Source organism: Pseudomonas asturiensis (assembly GCF_900143095.1).
Lineage (GTDB): Bacteria > Pseudomonadota > Gammaproteobacteria > Pseudomonadales > Pseudomonadaceae > Aquipseudomonas > Aquipseudomonas asturiensis.
The window spans coordinates 114,813-134,709 of sequence record NZ_FRDA01000013.1 but is presented as its reverse complement, the minus strand read 5'-3'; the positions used below and the strand labels follow the sequence as shown (position 1 = coordinate 134,709).

General features: G+C 52.5%; 14 protein-coding genes. 8 read left to right on the top strand and 6 right to left on the bottom strand.

The window, feature by feature from the left end:
- Positions 1-3,162 (top strand): efflux RND transporter permease subunit, encoded by a 3,162-nt coding sequence (locus tag BUB69_RS20770; protein ID WP_073170010.1) that lies wholly within the window; start codon positions 1-3, stop codon positions 3,160-3,162.
- 353 nt (positions 3,163-3,515) lie between these two features.
- Here BUB69_RS20770 and BUB69_RS20765 read toward each other — a convergent pair whose 3' ends face one another.
- Positions 3,516-4,826, bottom strand: coding sequence for an aminotransferase class I/II-fold pyridoxal phosphate-dependent enzyme (locus BUB69_RS20765; RefSeq protein ID WP_073170008.1), 1,311 nt, complete (start codon positions 4,824-4,826; stop codon positions 3,516-3,518).
- Positions 4,827-4,914: 88 nt separating this feature from the next.
- Here BUB69_RS20765 and BUB69_RS20760 point away from each other — a divergent pair, with 88 nt between their 5' ends.
- The 3 genes from BUB69_RS20760 (at position 4,915) to BUB69_RS20745 (ending at position 7,621) form a co-directional block, all read left to right on the top strand.
- The gene (locus BUB69_RS20760) at positions 4,915-5,805 is read left to right on the top strand and encodes a dihydrodipicolinate synthase family protein (RefSeq protein WP_073170006.1); all 891 of its coding nucleotides are present in this window, start codon (positions 4,915-4,917) and stop codon (positions 5,803-5,805) included.
- 42 nt (positions 5,806-5,847) lie between these two features.
- A complete protein-coding gene (locus BUB69_RS20755; RefSeq protein ID WP_073170004.1) occupies positions 5,848-6,486 on the top strand; it encodes a LysE family translocator in 639 nt (212 codons plus the stop codon).
- A gap of 877 nt (positions 6,487-7,363) precedes the next feature.
- Positions 7,364-7,621: a hypothetical protein gene (locus BUB69_RS20745; protein WP_141121884.1), complete on the top strand. Its 258-nt coding sequence runs from the start codon at positions 7,364-7,366 to the stop codon at positions 7,619-7,621.
- Between the two features lie 808 nt (positions 7,622-8,429).
- Here the strand turns inward: BUB69_RS20745 and BUB69_RS20740 are convergent.
- Positions 8,430-9,467: a LacI family DNA-binding transcriptional regulator gene (locus tag BUB69_RS20740; RefSeq protein WP_073170089.1), complete on the bottom strand. Its 1,038-nt coding sequence runs from the start codon at positions 9,465-9,467 to the stop codon at positions 8,430-8,432.
- A gap of 242 nt (positions 9,468-9,709) precedes the next feature.
- On the opposite strand from BUB69_RS20740, the gene BUB69_RS20735 reads away from it, so the two are divergent.
- The 4 genes from BUB69_RS20735 (at position 9,710) to BUB69_RS20720 (ending at position 15,709) form a co-directional block, all read left to right on the top strand.
- Entirely contained in the window at positions 9,710-11,113 is a 1,404-nt protein-coding gene (locus BUB69_RS20735) for an MFS transporter (protein ID WP_084537144.1), read from the top strand.
- A gap of 30 nt (positions 11,114-11,143) precedes the next feature.
- Positions 11,144-12,331: an L-talarate/galactarate dehydratase gene (locus BUB69_RS20730; RefSeq protein WP_073169999.1), complete on the top strand. Its 1,188-nt coding sequence runs from the start codon at positions 11,144-11,146 to the stop codon at positions 12,329-12,331.
- A gap of 84 nt (positions 12,332-12,415) precedes the next feature.
- Positions 12,416-13,948, top strand: a complete 1,533-nt coding sequence (locus tag BUB69_RS20725; RefSeq protein ID WP_073169997.1) for a UxaA family hydrolase — start codon at positions 12,416-12,418, stop codon at positions 13,946-13,948.
- 120 nt (positions 13,949-14,068) lie between these two features.
- On the top strand, positions 14,069-15,709 hold the full coding sequence (locus BUB69_RS20720; RefSeq protein WP_245825311.1) for an IclR family transcriptional regulator domain-containing protein: 1,641 nt from the start codon (positions 14,069-14,071) through the stop codon (positions 15,707-15,709).
- A 2-nt stretch (positions 15,710-15,711) separates the two neighbouring features.
- Here BUB69_RS20720 and BUB69_RS20715 read toward each other — a convergent pair whose 3' ends face one another.
- From BUB69_RS20715 to BUB69_RS20700, 4 genes are all read right to left on the bottom strand, one after another.
- Entirely contained in the window at positions 15,712-16,980 is a 1,269-nt protein-coding gene (locus BUB69_RS20715) for an OprD family porin (RefSeq protein ID WP_073169993.1), read from the bottom strand.
- Positions 16,981-17,027: 47 nt separating this feature from the next.
- On the bottom strand, positions 17,028-17,897 hold the full coding sequence (locus BUB69_RS20710) for an aldose epimerase family protein (protein ID WP_073169992.1): 870 nt from the start codon (positions 17,895-17,897) through the stop codon (positions 17,028-17,030).
- An 85-nt stretch (positions 17,898-17,982) separates the two neighbouring features.
- Positions 17,983-19,074 (bottom strand): mandelate racemase/muconate lactonizing enzyme family protein, encoded by a 1,092-nt coding sequence (locus BUB69_RS20705; protein WP_073169990.1) that lies wholly within the window; start codon positions 19,072-19,074, stop codon positions 17,983-17,985.
- The gene (locus BUB69_RS20700; protein WP_073169988.1) at positions 19,071-19,883 is read right to left on the bottom strand and encodes an NAD-dependent epimerase/dehydratase family protein; all 813 of its coding nucleotides are present in this window, start codon (positions 19,881-19,883) and stop codon (positions 19,071-19,073) included. Before BUB69_RS20700 ends, BUB69_RS20705 begins: the two co-directional genes overlap by 4 nt.
- Positions 19,884-19,897 lie beyond the last annotated feature (14 nt).

Below are 19,897 nucleotides of genomic sequence, written 5' to 3'. Positions count from 1 at the left end.
ATGTCGCGTTTCTTTATTGATCGACCGATTTTTGCATGGGTACTTGCCATTGTTGTGATGCTAGCGGGCGTCTTATCAATCATTACTCTTCCCATCGCACAGTATCCTACTATTGCCCCACCGGCTATTGCCATTACCGCTAATTACCCTGGCGCATCCGCCAAAATGCTAGAGGATACGGTCACTCAGGTTATTGAACAAAAGATGAAGGGGCTGGATCGCCTAAGTTATATGGCCTCAACGAGTGAATCTACCGGTGCCGTTACGATAACTCTAACGTTTGAAACTGGCACCAATTCCGATACTGCTCAAGTCCAAGTTCAAAACAAACTTGCTTTGGCTACCCCTTTGCTTCCGGCCGAAGTTCAGCAGCAGGGTGTGCAAGTTACCAAGTCCGCCACAAACTTTCTCAATATTCTTGCTTTTACTTCAGATGATGGAAGCATGAATGGGGCCGATCTATCCGATTACGTATCTGCCAATGTTCAGGATGCGATAGGGCGAGTAGAGGGGGTGGGGGATACGACGCTGTTTGGCTCTCCGTACGCTATGAGGGTGTGGATAGATCCAAGTAAACTATTGAACTTCAGCTTAACTCCATTAGATGTAAAGCAAGCAATCCAGGCGCAGAACGTTCAAGTATCGTCAGGGCAGATAGGAGCTCTTCCCGCACAGGCCAACCAACAACTCAATGCTACCATTACATCGCAAACCCGCTTGAGGACAGCAGCTGAGTTCGAGGATATTCTGCTGCGTACGCAAAGCGATGGATCGCGGGTTCGGTTGCGCGATGTTGCCAGGATTGAGCTGGGTAGCGAAAGCTATAGCAGCTCCAGCCGCTACAATGGTAAGCCTGCAGCGGGCTTGGGCATCAAGCTCGCCACCAATGCCAATGCATTGGACACGGTTAAAGCTATTGATGCGCAACTTGCAGAGCTTCAGCGGTTTTTTCCGCCCGGGATGAAGGTTCAGAAGCCTTACGATACTACTCCGTTTGTACGCATCTCGATTGAGGAGGTGGTGCGCACATTAGTGGAAGCAATTGTGCTGGTTTTTCTTGTTATGTTCCTTTTCCTGCAAAATATTCGCGCAACTTTGATACCAACGATTGCGGTACCAGTAGTGCTGCTAGGCACATTTGGCGTACTGGCGTTGTTTGGCTACAGCATCAACACGCTTACAATGTTTGCAATGGTATTAGCCATTGGCTTGTTGGTGGATGATGCGATCGTCGTTGTCGAGAACGTCGAAAGGGTGATGGCAGAAGACGGGCTTTCGCCTAGGGAAGCCACGCGAAAGTCGATGAGCCAGATCAGTGGAGCACTCGTGGGAGTGGCTATTGTGTTGGCAGCAGTGTTCATCCCGATGGCATTTTTTAGTGGATCAGTAGGGGTAATCTACCGGCAGTTTTCAATCACCGTTGTCTCCGCAATGGTTTTGTCTGTTCTCGTGGCCATGATACTGACGCCTGCGCTATGCGCCACATTTCTCAAGCCGGTTGCGCCCGGGCACGTCTTGACCAACAAAGGATTCTTTGGATGGTTCAATCGACTCTTTGACCGAGGCAATCACCGATACCAAGGAATCGTTGGGCATATGCTTGGCAGGCCCAAGCGCTACATGGCCGTCTACATGGTACTTTTGGCGTTGGTAGTTGTGGCGTTCAGCAAGATACCTGTGGGCTTTTTACCGGACGAGGATCAAGGAACTCTGTTCACGTTGATTCAATTACCACCTGGCGCGACCACAAACCGCACTGATGAGGTGCTCAAACAGGTAGAGCATCATTTCTTGGTCGACCAAGAAAAGGCAGTCTTGGGTCTGTTTACAGTATCAGGGTTCAGCTTCGCGGGTAACGGTCAGAACATCGGTTTAGGATTCATCAGGCTTCGTCCTTGGGCTGAACGCCCCACTGAAGAGTTGAGTGTGTCGGGAGTTGCAAACGCTGCCTGGAAAGCCTTCGCCGGGGTGCGAGACGCTCAGATTGTTCCTTTCGCTCCACCGGCAGTTGCCGAGTTAGGGAATGCAACAGGGTTTGATTTGATGCTCCAGGATCGAGCAAACCTTGGGCACGATGCCTTGATGCAAGCGCGCAATACTTTGCTGGCCAAACTGACGAAGGATCCACGTTTGGTTGCAGTGCGCGCGAACGGACAAGAGGACGCACCTGAATTTCGGCTTGAGATTGATACGCACAAGGCAGGCACTTTGGGCTTATCGATGGCTGATATCAACGATACCTTTTCCGCTGCCTGGGGCAGCAGCTACGTCAACGATTTTTTGGATCGGGGACGCGTGAAGAAAGTCATGTTGCAGGGTGATGCGCCTTTTAGAATGCTGCCACAGGATATTGGCCAATGGTACGTGCGCAACAGCCAGGGCGCGATGGTGCCATTTAGCGAGTTTGCAACGGCACAATGGGTCTCAGGGTCACCAAAGCTGGAGCGCTACAATGGCTTCCCTTCAGTCGAAATCCTCGGGATGGCACTTCCTGGAACCGCTTCAAGCGGTGAAGCCATGGCGATAGTTGAGGCTGCCGTCGCGGAGCTGCCACCAGGTTTTGGTTATGAGTGGACAGGGTTGTCCCATCAAGAAAAGGCTTCGTCAGGGCAAACTGAAATTCTGTATGGCATTTCGATACTCTTTGTTTTCCTTTGCTTAGCTGCTCTATACGAAAGCTGGGTGATTCCTTTATCGGTCATTCTCGTCATACCGCTTGGCGTGCTTGGTGCTCTGGTTGGGGCAATTCTTACCTGGAAAATGAACGATGTTTACTTCCAGGTAGGATTGCTAACCACAATCGGTTTGGCCTCCAAAAACGCGATTTTGATAGTTGAGTTTGCTAAGGAGCTGCACGAGCAAGGCAAGAGCTTGGTTGAGTCCGCAATGGATGCAGTGAAGATGCGTCTGCGACCCGTGCTGATGACTTCGCTTGCGTTCATTCTAGGCGTACTGCCGCTTGTATTGGGCTCTGGGGCCGGGGCAGGGGCTCAACACGCTTTAGGCACCGCAGTCATCGGCGGAATGCTATCTGGTACGGTATTGGCTTTGCTATTTGTACCTCTTTTCTTTGTAGTGGTCTGCGGAGTGTTCCCATTGAAAAAACACGTAACCGTCGCAAGAGATGCTTACAGCGGTGGGCAAATCGAGCAGAAGCCGTAGGGCATTGCGACGGAGCTTTGAACAATGCCGCGCGTGCTCGATATGGAACCGGAAAGTAGGTTCACAATGAAACGTTGCACAGCGCATTAAAGCGGCTTGACGATGGCACTCTGATTAATTTCTGCATTTCACTCTCACAATTTGAGCGAGGTCATCCCTGCCATTGAGTGCATTCGACGCGCTGCCTACCAAGACTGTTCAAAGCTATGGGCGGCGCCAAGTTACTCTCAGGTTGATGACCCGATCAATGTGACGGGCGTCAGAGTTCAGGGGCACGATGCGAGTGCTTGGCGCCTGTCGTTGCCGAGGAAAAACATAACGCAATTTCCGGGGTCAGTTGGCCACTACAGATTCTAGCTTCTGCTGGATTCGAGCATGGCGTGCTTTAGGTCGAGGGCCAGACGCTCTATCTGATCGTCTTTTAATTTTGAGATCGTGATCCGAATCGCCTGAGTTTTGCCTGACACAGAAAAAGCACTTCCCATTCTTACCAGCCATCCTCTCTTTGCCATCCCATAGGCAACGTCTTTCTCGTCTTGCACGAGGGGCAGCCAAACATTAAGCCCCCCGCTAGCCGCAAATGTCTCTATCCCTTGATCTTTGAAGGCGCGCTCCACTGACAACCGCCTTTGGGAATAATCAAGACGAGCAGCTTCTAGGCGCGCTCTCACCTCGACTGAAGTTAGAAGCGTCCAAACGATAGCTTGCAAAATGTGGCTAACCCAACTCATTCCAGGCGACAAACGCGCTCTTAACAGGGTCGCTGTGGATGCATCGCAAGCAATGATCGCAAGGCGGAGATCCGGGCCAAGCCCCTTCGAAACAGACCGCACCAATGCCCAATGCGAGGTGCTTTCAGGAATAACCGAATGGGACGGCGTTTCTGCTAGCAGGGAGAAATGGTCATCAATGATCACCAATACATTCGGATACCGCGACAATACCCCTTTGATTTCCGCTGCCCTTTGCTCGTTCAAACCCGCACCGGTAGGGTTTTGCGACCTGGGGGTGATTAGCACTGCCCGCGCACCATTTTGCAGAGCCTCTTCCATCTCGTCGGGCTTCATTCCGAACTCATCAATTGCAACCGCCTGCATCTGCATGTTTGCCAAGCGGAAAGCATTAATCGTCCCCAAGAAACAGGGCTCTTCTACCGCCACCTTGTCTCCCTGTACAAGATGGGCACTGGCTAATCGCTCCATTGCGTCCACCGCGCCATGGGTCAATTCAAGCTCAAATGCACCAGGACAGTCTGGACTGAACCACTCCTGACTGAGCTCACGAAGGTCGGGAAGGAAAGTCTCCTCGCCGTAGAGAATAGGGCCCGGCAGGCAACCAAGTGGCAATGTGCGCAGGTCAGTCAACCATGCAGGGTTTGGATTCCCATCGGCTAAATCAATGAGCGCCGAGCCCATGCTCAAGCCTTCCTGTTCGCCTGCCTTACGCGGTTCACAAACAGTCGTTCCAAGACGACCTTGTGTGATCGCGATCCCTGCTTTCGCAAGACGTTGGTAGGCAGAAGACACAGTATTGCGGTTGACGCCCAAAATTTCCGCAAGCTCACGCACTGGAGGAAGTGACTCCCCAGGTCGAATTTTGTCCATCCAGACCAGCTCTCTTACGCTCTCGAAAATTTCGAGCGAAGTTTTTCCCTTGATTTTCACTTTTGTCCTAGGCCAAAATAGGTTGAGTCAGTGACAATGTTACCCTGACTAGGTTTTTTAGTCATTCTATAGCCAAAGGTAGAAAAAAATGTTTACCGGACTCAGCGCTTTTCCCCTAACGCCCGTGACCAAACAGGGTATTGATGAGCGCGCTTACAGGAACTTGGTAGAGCGGTTGGTCAAGGGGGGGGTTAATTCGATTGGTGCTCTCGGTTCGACGGGGAGTTACATGTACCTTAACCGGGAAGAGAGATCACAGGTGGCTAGGCTCACAGTCCAGAGCGCTGGCACGGTTCCTGTAGTCATAGGCATAGGCGCATTAAGTACGCGGGATGTACTGTTTCTTACTGAGGACGCACAGAAAGCGGGTGCTGCGGGTGTCCTTTTGGCGCCTGTTTCATACCAGAAGCTTACCGAAGATGAGGTCTATAGTCTGTACGAGACGGTGACGAATAACCTCTCAGTGCCACTGGTTGTATACGACAACCCGGGGACTACGAATTTTATATTCAGTGATGATCTACACGGACGTATTGCGGAGCTTCCAAACGTGGCTTCCATCAAAATCCCAGGAGTACCCGCTGCTCCGGCTGAGGCCAAAGCGCGTGTAGATCGTCTCAGGGCAGTGATTCCCACCCACGTAACCATCGGCGTCAGTGGGGATGCCATGGCCGCTACAGGGTTGAATGCTGGCTGTGAGGTTTGGTACTCCGTAATTGGTGGACTGTTCCCTGAAATCACGCTTGCTATCCTAAACGCTGCTCGGCTAGGTAACGCTGATACGGCCAACCAGTTATCGTCTTACCTGCAGCCTCTCTGGGACTTGTTCAAACAGCATGGCAGCCTCCGAGTGGTTGCCGCTGCCGCAGAGATTATTGGTCTGGTGCAGAGCCCAAGCCTTCCGTTGCCGGTAATAGCGGTTCAAGGTGCGGCTCGCTCAGCAGTTTCCTCAGTAATACAAGACCTCAATCTTGCTTAATCAGCAGGTCATGAGCAGCTTGACAGCCTAGCGAAGTGTCCAATGTCATCAGATATTTCCCATTTGTTGATCGTGTTTGGCATCTACATCATCGGGGCAGCAAGCCCCGGGCCAAGCAACATGCGAATCATGGGGGTGGCCATGAATCAGGGAAGACGCCCCGCACTAATGCTGTCAGCGGGCGTTATCAGTGGGTCTTTTTTCTGGGGCCTAATGGCGGCTACCGGAATTTCTGCTGCGCTGATAGCGTCGCCCAAAGTGCTTATATTTTTAAAAATCATGGCAGGTGTCTACATGCTATTCCTCGCGTTTAAAGCAGGACGCTCAGTTTTGATTAGCGACGAAAAGCATAGGGTTGAGATGGTGAATGCCCCTTCTGCAAGTGGTTTTAAGCTTTATCAAAAGGGTTTGATGATGCATTTGGTGAATCCAAAGGCATTGTTCGGCTGGATAGCAACGATGACGCTGGGTTTGGGCCCGCATGCAACCTTCACCACCGTCGTAATCACCCTGATAGGTTGCGCTATCCTGAGCGTAACCATTTTCAGCGGCTATGCTATTGTTTTTTCAACCGCGCCTATGATCCACGCTTATAGGCGCGCTCGAAGAGCAATTGAGGGCGTGTTGACGCTTGTGTTCGGGGCCGCAGGTATCAAATTGCTGCTGTCTGGCTTCACATAAAAGACTGAGCCCTTGGCGCAAAAAGTAGGAAGTCTATGCCACGCCTGATACAGATCGGCGCTTCGGCTTTGCGAGTTCCATAAATAAATGGCCCTATGAAATTCAATGAAAATGGGTCTTTTGTCGATCCATTTATCTTTTATAGTTGTCTAGCTCTCTAAGCACTTAACGCGCTCGTCATTTCAGCTCCTCTATTGAGGGCCCTTCATGAACGGAAGGCCACTATGAACCCTAAAAAATGCGCTATTGGTATCGGGGCGTCAGCCATTTTGGTGCTCTCGGTTCTGCGTATGTCCACTGTTCAACCACCTACGCGGGTGGAGTTTATAAAGTATCCATCGCTTCGCCAGAAATGGTCTACGATATGCGACTTACGCAGTAATCTCACAGAGTTTAATAATGAGGGTTGCAAACATCTAAAAGAATGGCAGGCTGCCACTGCACTTCCTGTACTGGATAGTCTGGGTAACCAAAACTTGGGGAAGTAGGTAGCAGCAATATTTTTCAACGACTAGTTATTATTTTTGGTAATTAAATGGGGCGCGCAATTATGCGCTGCTGGATCTGCTGGATCTGCTGCACAGCGGCAAGTCCCATGGCAAACGCGGTGGATAAAAAGACAGATGCGATAGTTAACCCAAAAAAACAGGGCGGCGCGTGGTGCCACCGTGAGAGTTCTAAGTTGAATATAAGTTTCTATTTTTTCCAGTTGTGATAGAAATGGTCAATAGGCTAGCGGCACAGAGCCAAGTAGTGTAACTAGGCGTATTGCAGAATAGCATTCCCACATTGTGAGCTTCAAGTCGCAGATTAGGCGGCATATCTGAGGAATAAATCTCAGAATGTGATGTTTCCATTCCCGCAACCGAGAGATTTTATGGATGCGGTTAAAGGTACTGGTGCGTTAGAAAAAGCGTCTGATCTGCTGGAAGCTATTGGTTCGGCCCCCGAAGACGGGGATATGCAGCAGTTGGGCTCCCACGGTCTACTCTCTAAAGTCCCTCCAGGGCCGCTCGTAGATCGGGGCATGATTCGACGTAACCCCTCGACGAAGCGCTATAAGCTGGGCTACCGCTTTTTGGAGATTGTGCGCGGCGCTTGGTTGGATGCTCTCGCCAAAGATATTCCTCGTTAAGCATTGGTGGTCGAGGCGATGATATCCGCAGTGAGGGGTCGTGGCTCCGCTTCAAGGAGGGCTCATTCCTTCCGAACAACACCACCATCTCTGCACCAATATTCGACCAGCTTGGAGGAATTCAGGCCTGAGACTTATGGGCCGTAGCGAAGTGCTTACGCTTGACTCAGGGCATGATTCAATTCGCCAGCTGTTGGATGCAACCGTTCAAATTTCCTCGGCGGGCGAGCGGGCGGTTGGCATGGTTGAGGTCGCGGAGGTTAATACAGGTTCTGGTGTCCAATCTCCGGCGAACAAAAAAGTGTTTTCGGTAAATTCATATCATGCAAGTCGGCAGTTGAGCATCTTTGGGCCATATGTTCCCATTGCACATTAGCCATGTGCGAAGATGGCCAAATCAGCTTCGGATAGGCAAGGGTGCTCTCCACCGAGAGGTGTCTCATGAGCAATCAACGTCGCACTTCTAATCCTGAGTTTAAGGGAAATGCTACGTGCCTGGTGCTCGCCCATGGCTACAGCCATCCCGCAGCAGCCCGTTCGCATCGTCTGGTTGAGGCGCCTTTGGACGGGGATCTGTGCATAGGTGCATTCTAGTATGCATATTTATTCTAGGGAGCCAATCAAGGCCTTACGAATTGCTGAAGCTGTTTTCATAGTAACAGGCCCTGTGGTGATGAAAATTTCTCCCGTAGGATTCGGCGGCCTACGACGAAGCTCAGGGAGCCGTCGTCATCCTTGAAAGTCCTGTAACGCAGGTTGGGTGCCGAGATTGTTATCGAGCCAATGATTCTAATTACGCAAGATGCAGTCAGGATGTCTCGCGTGCCACGACCTCAAATCCTACATCCTCTAACAGCGTGCCCCGGTCTGATTGCCTATTGATTCTTTGTAAGAGAAAACGCGCAGCGAACTCGCCGATGCGCGCCCCATCGGCTCGCACGGTCGAAAGTGGAGGGTGAATATGGGCGGCGAAATCCAGGTCACCAAACCCCATGACGGCTAACTGCGACGGCACATGCAGGCCACGAGCCTGTGCTTCAGCAAGGACGCCTTGAGCAAGCAAATCAATGCTACAAATGACTGCTTCAACTTCTGGGTCGCTTTCAAGTACCAACGAAAGTCCGGTACGTCCGTACGCGACGCTAACGGGCACCTCCACCATCACTGTCTTGGCTATGGTTGCGCCAGCTGCCTGCAGAGTCTCACAACATGCCTTTAGCCGGGAGGCAGCTCGCGCATCGTTGCTCCATACCAGCCCGTATCGACGATAGCCTCTGCTAAGCATGTGCTTGGCCATGGCAGCGCCAGCGGCCGCATGCGAAAAGCCCACGACTGCGTCGATCGGATCCTGCTTCAACTCCCATGCTTCGACCACTGGTAAATCTCGACTGAGCAAGCGCTGTCTTGCTTCGAGGTTGCGTAAGGATGTCGTCAGTACCAACCCGTCTGGTCTGCGCGCAAGCAGTGTGCTGATAAGCTCCATTTCGCTAGTTTCGCTGTATTCAGATTGGATCAACATCAGCTGATAGCGCTCTTTGGCTAAAGCCAGTGACAAGTGTCGAATGGTCTCCACAAAGACATGATTAGCGATGCTTGGCATCACCACAATCACAAGCCGGCTGCGCTGTGATACCAAACTGCCTGCTGCAAGGTTGGGCACATATCCGGTTTTATCGATAGCCTTACGAACCCGTTTGGCCGTGCGCTCGGAAACCATATCTGGGCGATTGATAACGCGAGACACGGTAATTGCAGATACCTGGGCAAGCTTTGCGACATCATCCAATGTGACAGGCACATAACTAGGCACTCTAGCTGGACGAGATGGAATGCTTGTATCGGACATGAGGGGCAGCTTCTGAGGTCTACGGGACGCTTTGAGTGTAGCGATAAAAGACCAGCTATTGAAATCATACTCGCCGAATCCCATGTGCTGGGATTTTCCCCTCCCCCCAGGATTGCTGCTCAACAACTTGGGGCTTAGGATTGGTGACAGCGCTGTCATTTTGGTAGCGCTGTCATGTGCTCTCTGCAGTTATCGCTGTCGTTATGATCGGGCACTCAGCCAATAAAAATAATGAGGCTCCCATGAACCTACCCAGTCCATCTTCACCGGCCGATGCATCCGTGCGCGCTGGCGATCTTCCGAGTGTCAAAGCTGCGACCAAAGCAGTTCGTCCAACACGATATCGCTATTTGACGCTTGCCTTGATTACCATTGTCCTAGCCCTGAGCAGCGGCGATCGAGCTGCTATCTCGGTTGCTGGCTCGGATATGAGCAAGGAGCTCGGTATCAGCCCCGTTGAAATGGGGTATCTGTTTTCAGCATTCAGCTGGGCCTACGTCATATTCCTCATTCCTTCCGGGTGGCTAACTGATCGTTTTGGCTCGAAAAAAGTGCTGGCAGCCGCGATCACCATCTGGTCGATCTTCACCGTTTTCATGGGAATGGTGCATTTCATTGGCATGGTGGTGCCACTTCTTCTCGGGTTGCGTTTTCTTCTTGGAGTCGCTGAGTCCCCGGTGGGCCCAGGCTGCACACGTGTGATTGCGTCTTGGTTTCCGTCTTCTGAAAGAGGCATGGCCGGTGCAATTTTCAACAGCGCCCAATACATTTCCCTGGCTTTCTTCACGCCGCTGATGGGGTGGTTATGCTACCGATTCGGTTGGGAATACGTGTTCATTGTGATGGGGCTCATGGGCTTAGTGATCGCTGTGATTTGGTGGAAGCTGTACTACCTACCTATCAAGCATCCGCATATGAATGCTGCCGAACTTGAGTACATTCGTGCAGGCGAGGGCCTGGTTGATCTGGAAGGTCGCAAGACAGGAATTGAAGCTGGGCTCACGCCCATGTCGCAGTTGGCTGAAGTAGGACTTCTGTTCAAGAGTCGAATGCTAGTAGGTATGTTCATCAGTCAATATTGCGTGAGTGCAATAACCTGGTTTTACGTGACCTGGTTCCCTATCTATCTGGTGAAGGAGCGCGGCTTCGATATTCTTCAGGCGGGTCTCGTCGCTTCCATTCCAGCACTGTGCGGTTTGATCGGAGCCGTTTCATCAGGCTTCTTTTCTGATTGGCTCGTGCGCCGCACAAACTCGCTGAGCATCGCCCGAAAAACCCCGATCGTTACCGGCGTGCTTCTCAGCTCGACCATGATCTTGTGCAACTACGTCGACTCACAGGTGCTGGTGATCGCTGTGATGAGCCTTGCCTTCTTTGGCAAAGGCTTTGGCAACCTCGGGTTCAGCGTGGTTGCCGATACGGCCCCACGCGAAATGGTAGGCATGACGGGTGGGGTATTCAATGCCATGGGCAACGTTGCCGGGATTGTTACCCCTGTAGTTATCGGCTATCTGCTCCACTCCAGCGGCTCCTTCAATAGTGCGCTGATCTACGTTGGAGCACACGGTTTTCTGGCTGCCTTCTCTTATCTGTTCATCGTAGGTCGCATACAGCGTCTGCGAATGTCCGACCTTACTTCGAAATAATCGACACGACACGCATGACGGAGAACGAACATGATCGAAAGCAACGTGTACATCGACCCGAAGATAGCCTCGATGGAAGTCGGCGAGGCAACAACTGACCGTATTGAGTGGATCAAACTTTCGCTCACCATTTTACCTCTCGCCGCGCCGATCAGCGATGCGAAGGTTTTAACTGGCCGTCAAAAACCCCTTACTGAGATTGCCTTTATTTTTGCTGAGATTCGTACCCGAGAAGGGCATGAAGGCATCGGTTTCGGCTACTCCAAGCGCGCAGGTGGGCCGGGGTTGTACGCCCATGCCAAGGAAATCGCACCTGCGCTGTTAGGGGAGGATCCCAACGATATAGCTCGTCTGTTTACGAAGCTTTTATGGGCAGGCGCGTCCATGGGCCGTAGCGGTCTCACGACACAGGCCATAGCCCCCTTTGACATCGCGCTGTGGGATCTGAAAGCCAAGCGCGCAAAGCTGCCACTTGCCAAATTGCTGGGCGCTCATCGCGATTCGGTTCAGTGCTACAACACTTCCGGTGGCTATCTGTCCACGCCGCTAGAAGCAGTTCTGGATAATGTCGATCAATCTCGTGAGAGCGGGATTGGGGGTATCAAGATCAAGGTAGGGCAGCCCGATACCAGGGCTGATTTCGAGCGTGTCAAGGCAGTTCGTGAACGTCTCGGCGAGGGATTCCCCCTCATGGTGGATGCCAACCAACAGTGGGATCGAATTACTGCTCAACGTTTTGGCCGTAGTCTGGAGCAATTCGATCTGACTTGGATCGAGGAGCCACTCGACGCCTATGACTATGAAGGGCACGCAGCGTTGGCAGCATCGCTCGATACAGCGATCGCGACGGGGGAAATGCTCACAAGCTTCGGCGAGCATGCTCTGCTGATCACCGCTGCTGGGTGCGACTTCGTGCAGCCAGATGCTCCGCGAGTCGGTGGTATCACTCCCTTCCTGAAGATCATGAATCTTGCGAGCTTCAAGGGGCTGAACATGGCTCCGCACTTCGCCATGGAGATTCACTTGCACTTGGCCGCCGCGTATCCCCTTGAGCCGTGGCTGGAACATTTCGAATGGCTTGAACCCCTGTTCAACGAGCGGTTGGTGCTGCGCAACGGCCGCATGCAAGTGCCCAATCGTCCAGGGCTGGGGTTTAGTCTCAGCGACCAGGCTTTGGCGTGGACTGTTGATCACGCCGAGTTCGGCAAGCGCCCCTGAAACTGACCTTCAGCCCAGCGCGCCGACATGCGTTACGCCTTAATTGCAGGCGAAAAGACCTGTACCTCAGCATGGTGAAAGCAAATGAGTCTTCAAAAAGTAAGCCCCGTGATCCGCCTGGACAGCGCTGACAACGTCGTGGTTGCACGAACTGAAATTGCCGCAGGTACCGAAGTTCCAAGCGAAGGGATCATCGCCCTCCAAGACGTACCGCTCGGCCATAAAATGGCTGCGCGGATGATCGAAAAGGGTCAGCCAGTACTCAAGTACAACACTGTGATTGGTTACGCCAGCAAAGACCTGTTGCCGGGCACCTGGATGCACAGTCATAACATTGAGTTCGGCGAAACCGCCCGGGATTACCGCTACGGGCAGGACTACGTGCCCACTGATCTGCTTGCCCCGGAACAGCGTGCGACGTTTCAGGGAATCATACGTGAGGACGGGAGGGTTGCTACCCGTAACTATCTAGGAGTCTTTGTTGTAGGCAACTGCGGTGCAACAGTGGCACGCAAGATCGCCAATCATTTCGACGCTGAACGACTCGCAGCCTTTCCTAACATCGACGGTGTCGTGCCCTATGTTCATGAGATTGGTTGCGGGATGGAGATGACGGGTGAACCTATGAACCTGCTCCGGCGTACTATCGGCGGGCATATCAAACATGCCAATACCGCTGGCGGCTTGCTTGTTGCACTTGGCTGCGAGCGGAACAACATCTACGGATTTATCGAGCAAGAGCAGTTGAAATTGGACGATATGCTCAGGTCATTGGTGATTCAGGACGTCGGTGGAGTAAAGGCAGCTGTCGATCAAGGAATCAAAATGATCGAGGCCATGCTGCCCCAGGCAAACAACATCAAACGTGAGACCGTATCGGCTGAGCATTTGATCGTAGGCATGCAGTGTGGGGGCTCTGACGGCTTCTCGGGGCTATCTGCTAATCCAGCGCTCGGTGCCGCAGTTGATATTTTGGTGCGTCACGGTGGTACCGCGATTCTCTCGGAAACATCAGAAATATTCGGCGTTGAACACACGCTTACGGCTCGTGCAGTGACCCATGAAGTGGGGCGTAAACTAATTGATCGTATCGAGTGGTGGCTGGAGTATAACCGCGGCCGAGACACCCAAATCAACGGCCGTGTCAGCCCTGGCAACAATGCAGGAGGGCTTGCCAATGTCTTGGAGAAGTCGCTAGGCGGAGCCAAGAAAGGCGGCAATGCGCCCTTGATGGAGGTATATGAGTACGCCCATCTTGTTACTGCGCATGGTTTGGTCTTCATGGATACGCCGGGCTATGACCCTGTCTCAGCGACAGGACAGATTGCCGGCGGCGCCAACCTTATAGCCTTCACTACAGGTCGCGGCTCTTGCTTCGGTTCGGTTCCCGCACCCACCTTCAAGCTGGCCAGCAACTCGCCCATGTATCACCGCATGAGTGATGACATGGACATCAACTGCGGCCAAATAATTGATGGTGACAAAAGCATCGCACAGATGGGGCAGGAAATTTTTGAATGTTTGTTGGCCCACGCCTCTGGAAAGCAGACTAAAAGCGAGCTGAACGGTCTGGGCGAAGACGAGTTTTGCCCTTGGCAGATTGGGGTACTTGCCTGATACCCCCTAGCGCGTCCCAATTCATTAAGCGGGAGGAGGCGTATTGCAGATGCGGGATTCCCACATCGTGAGCCTGCCTCTATAGAATCGGCTGCAATAGCAAGGAAAGATTCTCGGACTGTGGTATTTCCATTTTTTAAAAATGGAGGAATTTTGATGGATGCGGGCAAAGGCACTGCTGCGTTAGAAAAAGCGTTTGATCTGCTTGAAGCTATTGGTTTGGCCAGCGAAGGCGTGGATACGCAGCAGTTGGCGCTGCAAGTGGGACTTCCACGGTCTACCCTGTACAGGCTGCTTGGGCTGCTCGTAGATCGGGGTATGGTTCGACGTGACCCCTCGACGAAGCGCTATAAGCTGGGCTTCCGTTATCTTGAGATGGTACGCGGTGCATGGTTGGAACCAGATCTTGTTTCAGCTGCAAGTTTTGAATTACGTGCATTGCGCGATTTGACTGGCGAAACGACTTATCTGGCGATTCGAGACAATGACAAGGTGCTTTCGCTAGAGCGGTGTGACGGTGCACATACCCACAGGTCTGCCGCAGCTATGGGACAGCACAAGCCCATGCATTGCACAGGGCAGGGCAAAGCCATACTTAGCGTTATGCCCGAGAGCGAGCGACGAGATCTTGTGAGGCACATGCAACTGACAGCGCTCACCCCTTTGACCATCACCGATCGTGAGCAATTGACTATTGAATTGGAGGTTACCAGGGCTCGGGGGTATGGCATCGATGACGAAGAGATTGCGCTTGGCATTCGCTGCGTAGCTGCTCCAATAGTCGACTCCGCAGGACATGTCCGGGGCGCTTTAAGTATCGCTGGGCCTGCATACCGCCTAACCCGTGAGCGTTTGGATTTGCTAGGCCCGGAGGTAGCAGCCTCTGCAATTCGTGTCGGTAGCCAGTTGGCTGTACATCACACACATCATCGATCTGATGTACTGCAGCCGCTGAGTGAGAAATGGGCGTTTCAGGGGGGGCTGCCAAGATGGAGTGACAGCGAAAAATGCTTGTATTGGGCAGATCGATTAGGGCCTGCTGTTTATCGGCACGATGCTAATGGTACACAAAGCGTGTTTCGACCTGAGCATCCCATTATTGGTATGGAACTCACACCGGATGGCGTATTTTTAGCGCTGGATCATGAGTACCTTTTTATCACTGCAGGACGAATCCGTGCGCGTGGGAAGTGGGGCTTCGGTGTACCGACTTGCCTGTGTACTGATCGTGCGGGAAAGCTCTGGGCTGTAATTCGCATGACTGGCGGCCAGTGGAAAGTTGGAGAAATCAATCGTGATGGAACGCTTTCTAGCCACTGGCATTTCAATGAAGCCATCAGCGCACTGGCTTGGGATTCCCCAAGTGAGCAGCTCTTCGCGCTAGCCGCCGATTCAGGGACAATATTCCGCCTGGAGTCCACCGGTCAGGTACGTCGTTTCGCAACTCTTCCCAAAGGCTCAGGTCTGCTGAGTGGACTTGCGGTGGATCTGGATGGTGGGGTGTGGACTGCTCTTTCGGGTGGTTGGAGCATCGTTAAATTTGACCGGGAAGGGACGCTTGAGCGAATGCTTGGGGTGCCCGTTGCATCCCCTACGGATCTTTGTTTCGGCGGTGCGCAAGGAGGAACTTTGTTCATCACGTCAGCGCGCCAAGCCGTGAGTCGCGAAGCGCTCAAGACTGCGCCATGGTCAGGCACAGTGATGAGTGCGCCTTTAGATAGCCGCGGTGAGTCGGCGGCTATCACGCGTGGGCCTACGTGAAGCTATTTAAGCGCGTAAGTGTAAGAAATGATGGCGCGATTCTCGTCGCGCCTCCCGGTTACGTCTCCCTGGATTTCGACATTGCGTAGTCGAAACCCTAGATTTTTGAGCGCACCACTTTGAATGACGTAGCTGATGTCGATGTTGCGCTCCCACTCTTTGCCCTCTTGCCCGTTGGCGACAAAATTATCGCCTCGAACGTATCTAGTAAACGCGGTAAGTCCCGGTACTCCTAGCCCGGCAAAGTCGACGTCGTAACGCGCTTGCCAAGATCGTTCACCTGCACGATCGAATCTAAGCACCTGGATAGCATTCGCGACCCCGGGCAGGTCTGTGTCGTGGAGAAAGGGCAGGGCGCTGTCTCCGGCATTGTCCTGGTACCCCAAGGTGATCTTTTGAAAACCGTATGCGGCGCTTAGTAAACCGGACGTCATTCGGCTATCCAGCTTGCCGGCCAACGCGGAACCGCTCTCCCTGCTGTCGAGATAGTTGAGTGTCCCTCCGAATCGCCAAGAGCCGACATCCACAAATTTACTGCCCGTGTAGAGGACTTGCTGATAGACATCCTCAAGGCGTCCAGCCCAGACCCCTACTGAAAGGTTGCCATCGGGAGACCATGTACCCCCTAGGTAATTGAACCTATCGCTTGAAGCGTTCAAGTAATTGCCAGTTTGTATAGCCTTGGCTCCGCTGAATTCGCGATAGTTCACCTGACGCATTTGCCCAAGACTGAATGAGAAGTGCTCTATCTCATTGATGTCGAGCATCGCTCCCTCGAAGAACTGAGGGAGTAGACGAGAGTCTCCCGCATACACAAGCGGAATTTTAGGGAACAACCCGCCTACTTTCAGCTCGGTTTTTGACACTTTGAGCTTTACTGCAGCTGTGGCTTCTGAGTATTCGTCATGTGAGCGAGGATCAGCGTTACGAGGCGCCCCAGCACGTTTGTAGGCTCCTGGAAGCAAGGCGCTGCCACTTCTATCCGGCGATGAGTCCAGCTTTAACCCCAGCCCTGCGTATACATCCAGGCCAAGGCCAACTGGTGTATCGGTGTACCCCGACTGACCTCTGAAAATGAATCCTTGCGCCCACTCTTCAATTTTGGATTGGGCTGGTGCCCTTGAATCTCGTAAATCATGATTATAATAAAAATTGCGAAGCGTGAGGTTTGCCTTACCGTCTTCATAGAAGTCAGCTTGAGCGCAGGCGGGGAGAGTTATTACAAGCGTAATGACAGGCATGGCAGACTGACGAAACAGGCAGGATTTCATTGTTATTATTTTCCTTAGAATAAGTCATGCGGGTGTGGAAGATGCGGTTATTTTTTATTCCAAATGAAAGCCACACAGGCCGTCAAAGATTGCTGTGGCTCCAGAAGTTGAGTGCCTGTTTTTTTCCATTCTGATGGGGGGGTATTAAACGCGTCCGCCACGTGGGAAACAGGTTCCAAGCAGAAGTAAGGTGCGTCTTGGGGCGCAAAAGCGATGAAATGAGTCAGCGGCGATTGGGTTTCGACAATCAGTTGGCCTTGTGGGTAATTAACTTGAAGTTGACCGTCCCAGCCTCCGCCATATAGAGCAAGCTCTTCGTCCAGCTCGTTATCCATTACGATCAGCTGATTATTTGAACGAACTACTCCTGTGGGGAGATAGTCGCTATCGATTTCCCAGATTTCGGCTATATTGAACTGCGCTTGCATCTCTTTATGTCGCTGAAAGTAGGGATGCAGACCAAGGCCGGCAGGCATCAATGAAGTGCCTAGATTGGTCACTTTGAGGTCGATGGTTAAGCGATTCTTTTGCAGTGCGAAGCGTTGTTCGAAACGCACCGGCCACGGCCAGTGCTCGCCCTCGTATAGGCAGCGAAGAATAATGATTTCTTCGTCCTGATTAATCACGTCCCAAGGCAGTGTATGCGCGACGCCATGGAGGCTATGAGGTGCGGCTGCTGGGTGTACGGGCAGTGCATCTGTCAATCCGCCGTGTGACAAGCTCGAGTTGCGTAAGCGATTGGAGTAGGGCATCAATGGATAGATACCGCCTTTGGGCCACACAACGGGATCGAATGTACTGGCCACTAATGGGGTGACGATGTCTAGACCTTCTGCTCTTAGCGCTGATACACGACCACCCCAGCTGGGCGCAAGATCAAGTTCCCAGATGGAATTCTGCAGTTTTAAAGTTTTCATTAATTAGATCCGGATTTTGAACGTGCAAAACCCCTGCCGATGCGTCTTTTGCGCATCGGGGGCGTGGTACTGCGTAAGCTAATAATTATTTACGGTTAAACTTTTCCATGACATCCATGTTGAGTTCAAGTCCTAGCCCTGATCCCGCGGGCACATTCATCATCTCTCCTTGGCGTAGACTTTTTATGTCGTACAGCCAGCCATCGGTTTCGACGAAGTGATACTCAACTAAAGGTACGTCAGGCTGAACAGCGGCCAAATGCAGGGTTGCAAGCAGACCGGGCCCAAAATACGGACTGTGTGGTAGGACAAGGGATTCATACTTCGCTGCTAACTTCGCAATACGCAGACATTCGCTTATGCCGCCAACCTTTGTCACGGAAGGTTGGATTGAATCGACGGCGCCTTGCGAGAGAGCGCTTTCAAATTGGACGGAGGTGCACCAGTTTTCGCCTGCTGAAATGGATACACCTTTCCCTCGCAAACTCGCAAGCGCAACGTAATCTTCCGGCGGGAAAATGGGCTCCTCTAACCATGCCAAACCTAGGTCAGCCAGGGCAGGAATCCATTCCCGGGTGTCATTGATCGTCCAAGAACAATTCACATCAGTCGCAAGAGGAATATCGTTTCCAATGGCCCGACGGCATGCAGCGATTTCATCCACAGAGTTCTCATGCAGCTTGATGTGCTTAAAGCCTTGGAGCAACGCACGTTCGCAGGCCGCAGGGCCCAAGGTGCTGTCGCTATAGCGAACCAAGCTTGCATAGGCAGGAATGGCATCCCGGCTCTGCTGCCCAAGAAGGCGGTGGAGAGGAACTCTTTCACGCTGAGCCTTAAGATCCCAGAGGGCCATATCGACACCGGACAGGGCAAACATGGTAATCCCATACCGTCCGAAAATATGGCATTGCAACTGAGTCTGCAGATTCCACGCAGGAATATCGGTGACCAATTTATCGACCACTAAGGGCGCAATAAGGCGATCAATCATGGCCCGGACTGACGCTGACACGAAGTACCCAAAGGCTTCGCCCCACCCCACATTGCCCAGCTCATCCTCTAAGCGAACGAGAACATTCTCCAAGGTGTGCCAGGTCATGGGAGTGATGACTTTCTCTTTACCCCCATCATGGAAAGGGATTTCAACGATAAACGTTTTCAAGCTTACGATTTTCATGCACGCGCACCGAGCAAACTCACCAGTTGAGCGCCAGCGTAGGCGCCCCCAACATGATCGCGTCCAGAGGCATCAGGATCCATTGCCTCGTAGGCAAGGTAGCTGGGGGAGAGGTTGTCCTGAGCATTATCTTGAGGTCGGTAGCCGAGCGCTCTCGCGCGGGCATTGTGGAATAACGGATTAGGACTGTCTGATACGCCATACACAATCTCATGACCTATCTCAGGATGCTCCAACCCGATGCTTACCAACTGAGCGAGATCACGAGCGCTTGTCCACATCCGCAGGCGGCGGGCGTCTGCTACCTGCGCATCGGCATTGCCAATACGAATCACAAATGTCGCCATCTGATAGCGGTGTGTGAAAGCGGCACAGGCTGCTTCTCCGAATACTTTGCTCATGGCGTAGTAGCTATCCGGTGCCGATGGCATGTTATCGAAGTGGTGGGCAGCATCTGTACGGTATTGCCCGATCACATGATGGCTACTGGTAAAGATGAACCGTTGGACACCATGTCTATGAGCAGCCTCTAGCAGGTAGAGGGTCGCATGATAGTTAGGCTCGACTGTATCCTGGAAGCAAATACCTGTTCCATGCGCGCACGCGAGATGCAGTATTCCAAACACACCTTCAACAGCCTGCTCAACCAGCTCCGGGTCTGAGAGGTCGCCGATGAGCTCGCTCTCACCAGGTTGCAGATCCGCAATAGGCCGTCGATCAAGCAATAGAAGATGATAGTGGGCGCGCAACAAAGGACGCAGGGCAGTTCCCACGATGCCAGCCGCACCGGTAATTAATAAGGTTTTCATCGCTGAGGTTCCTC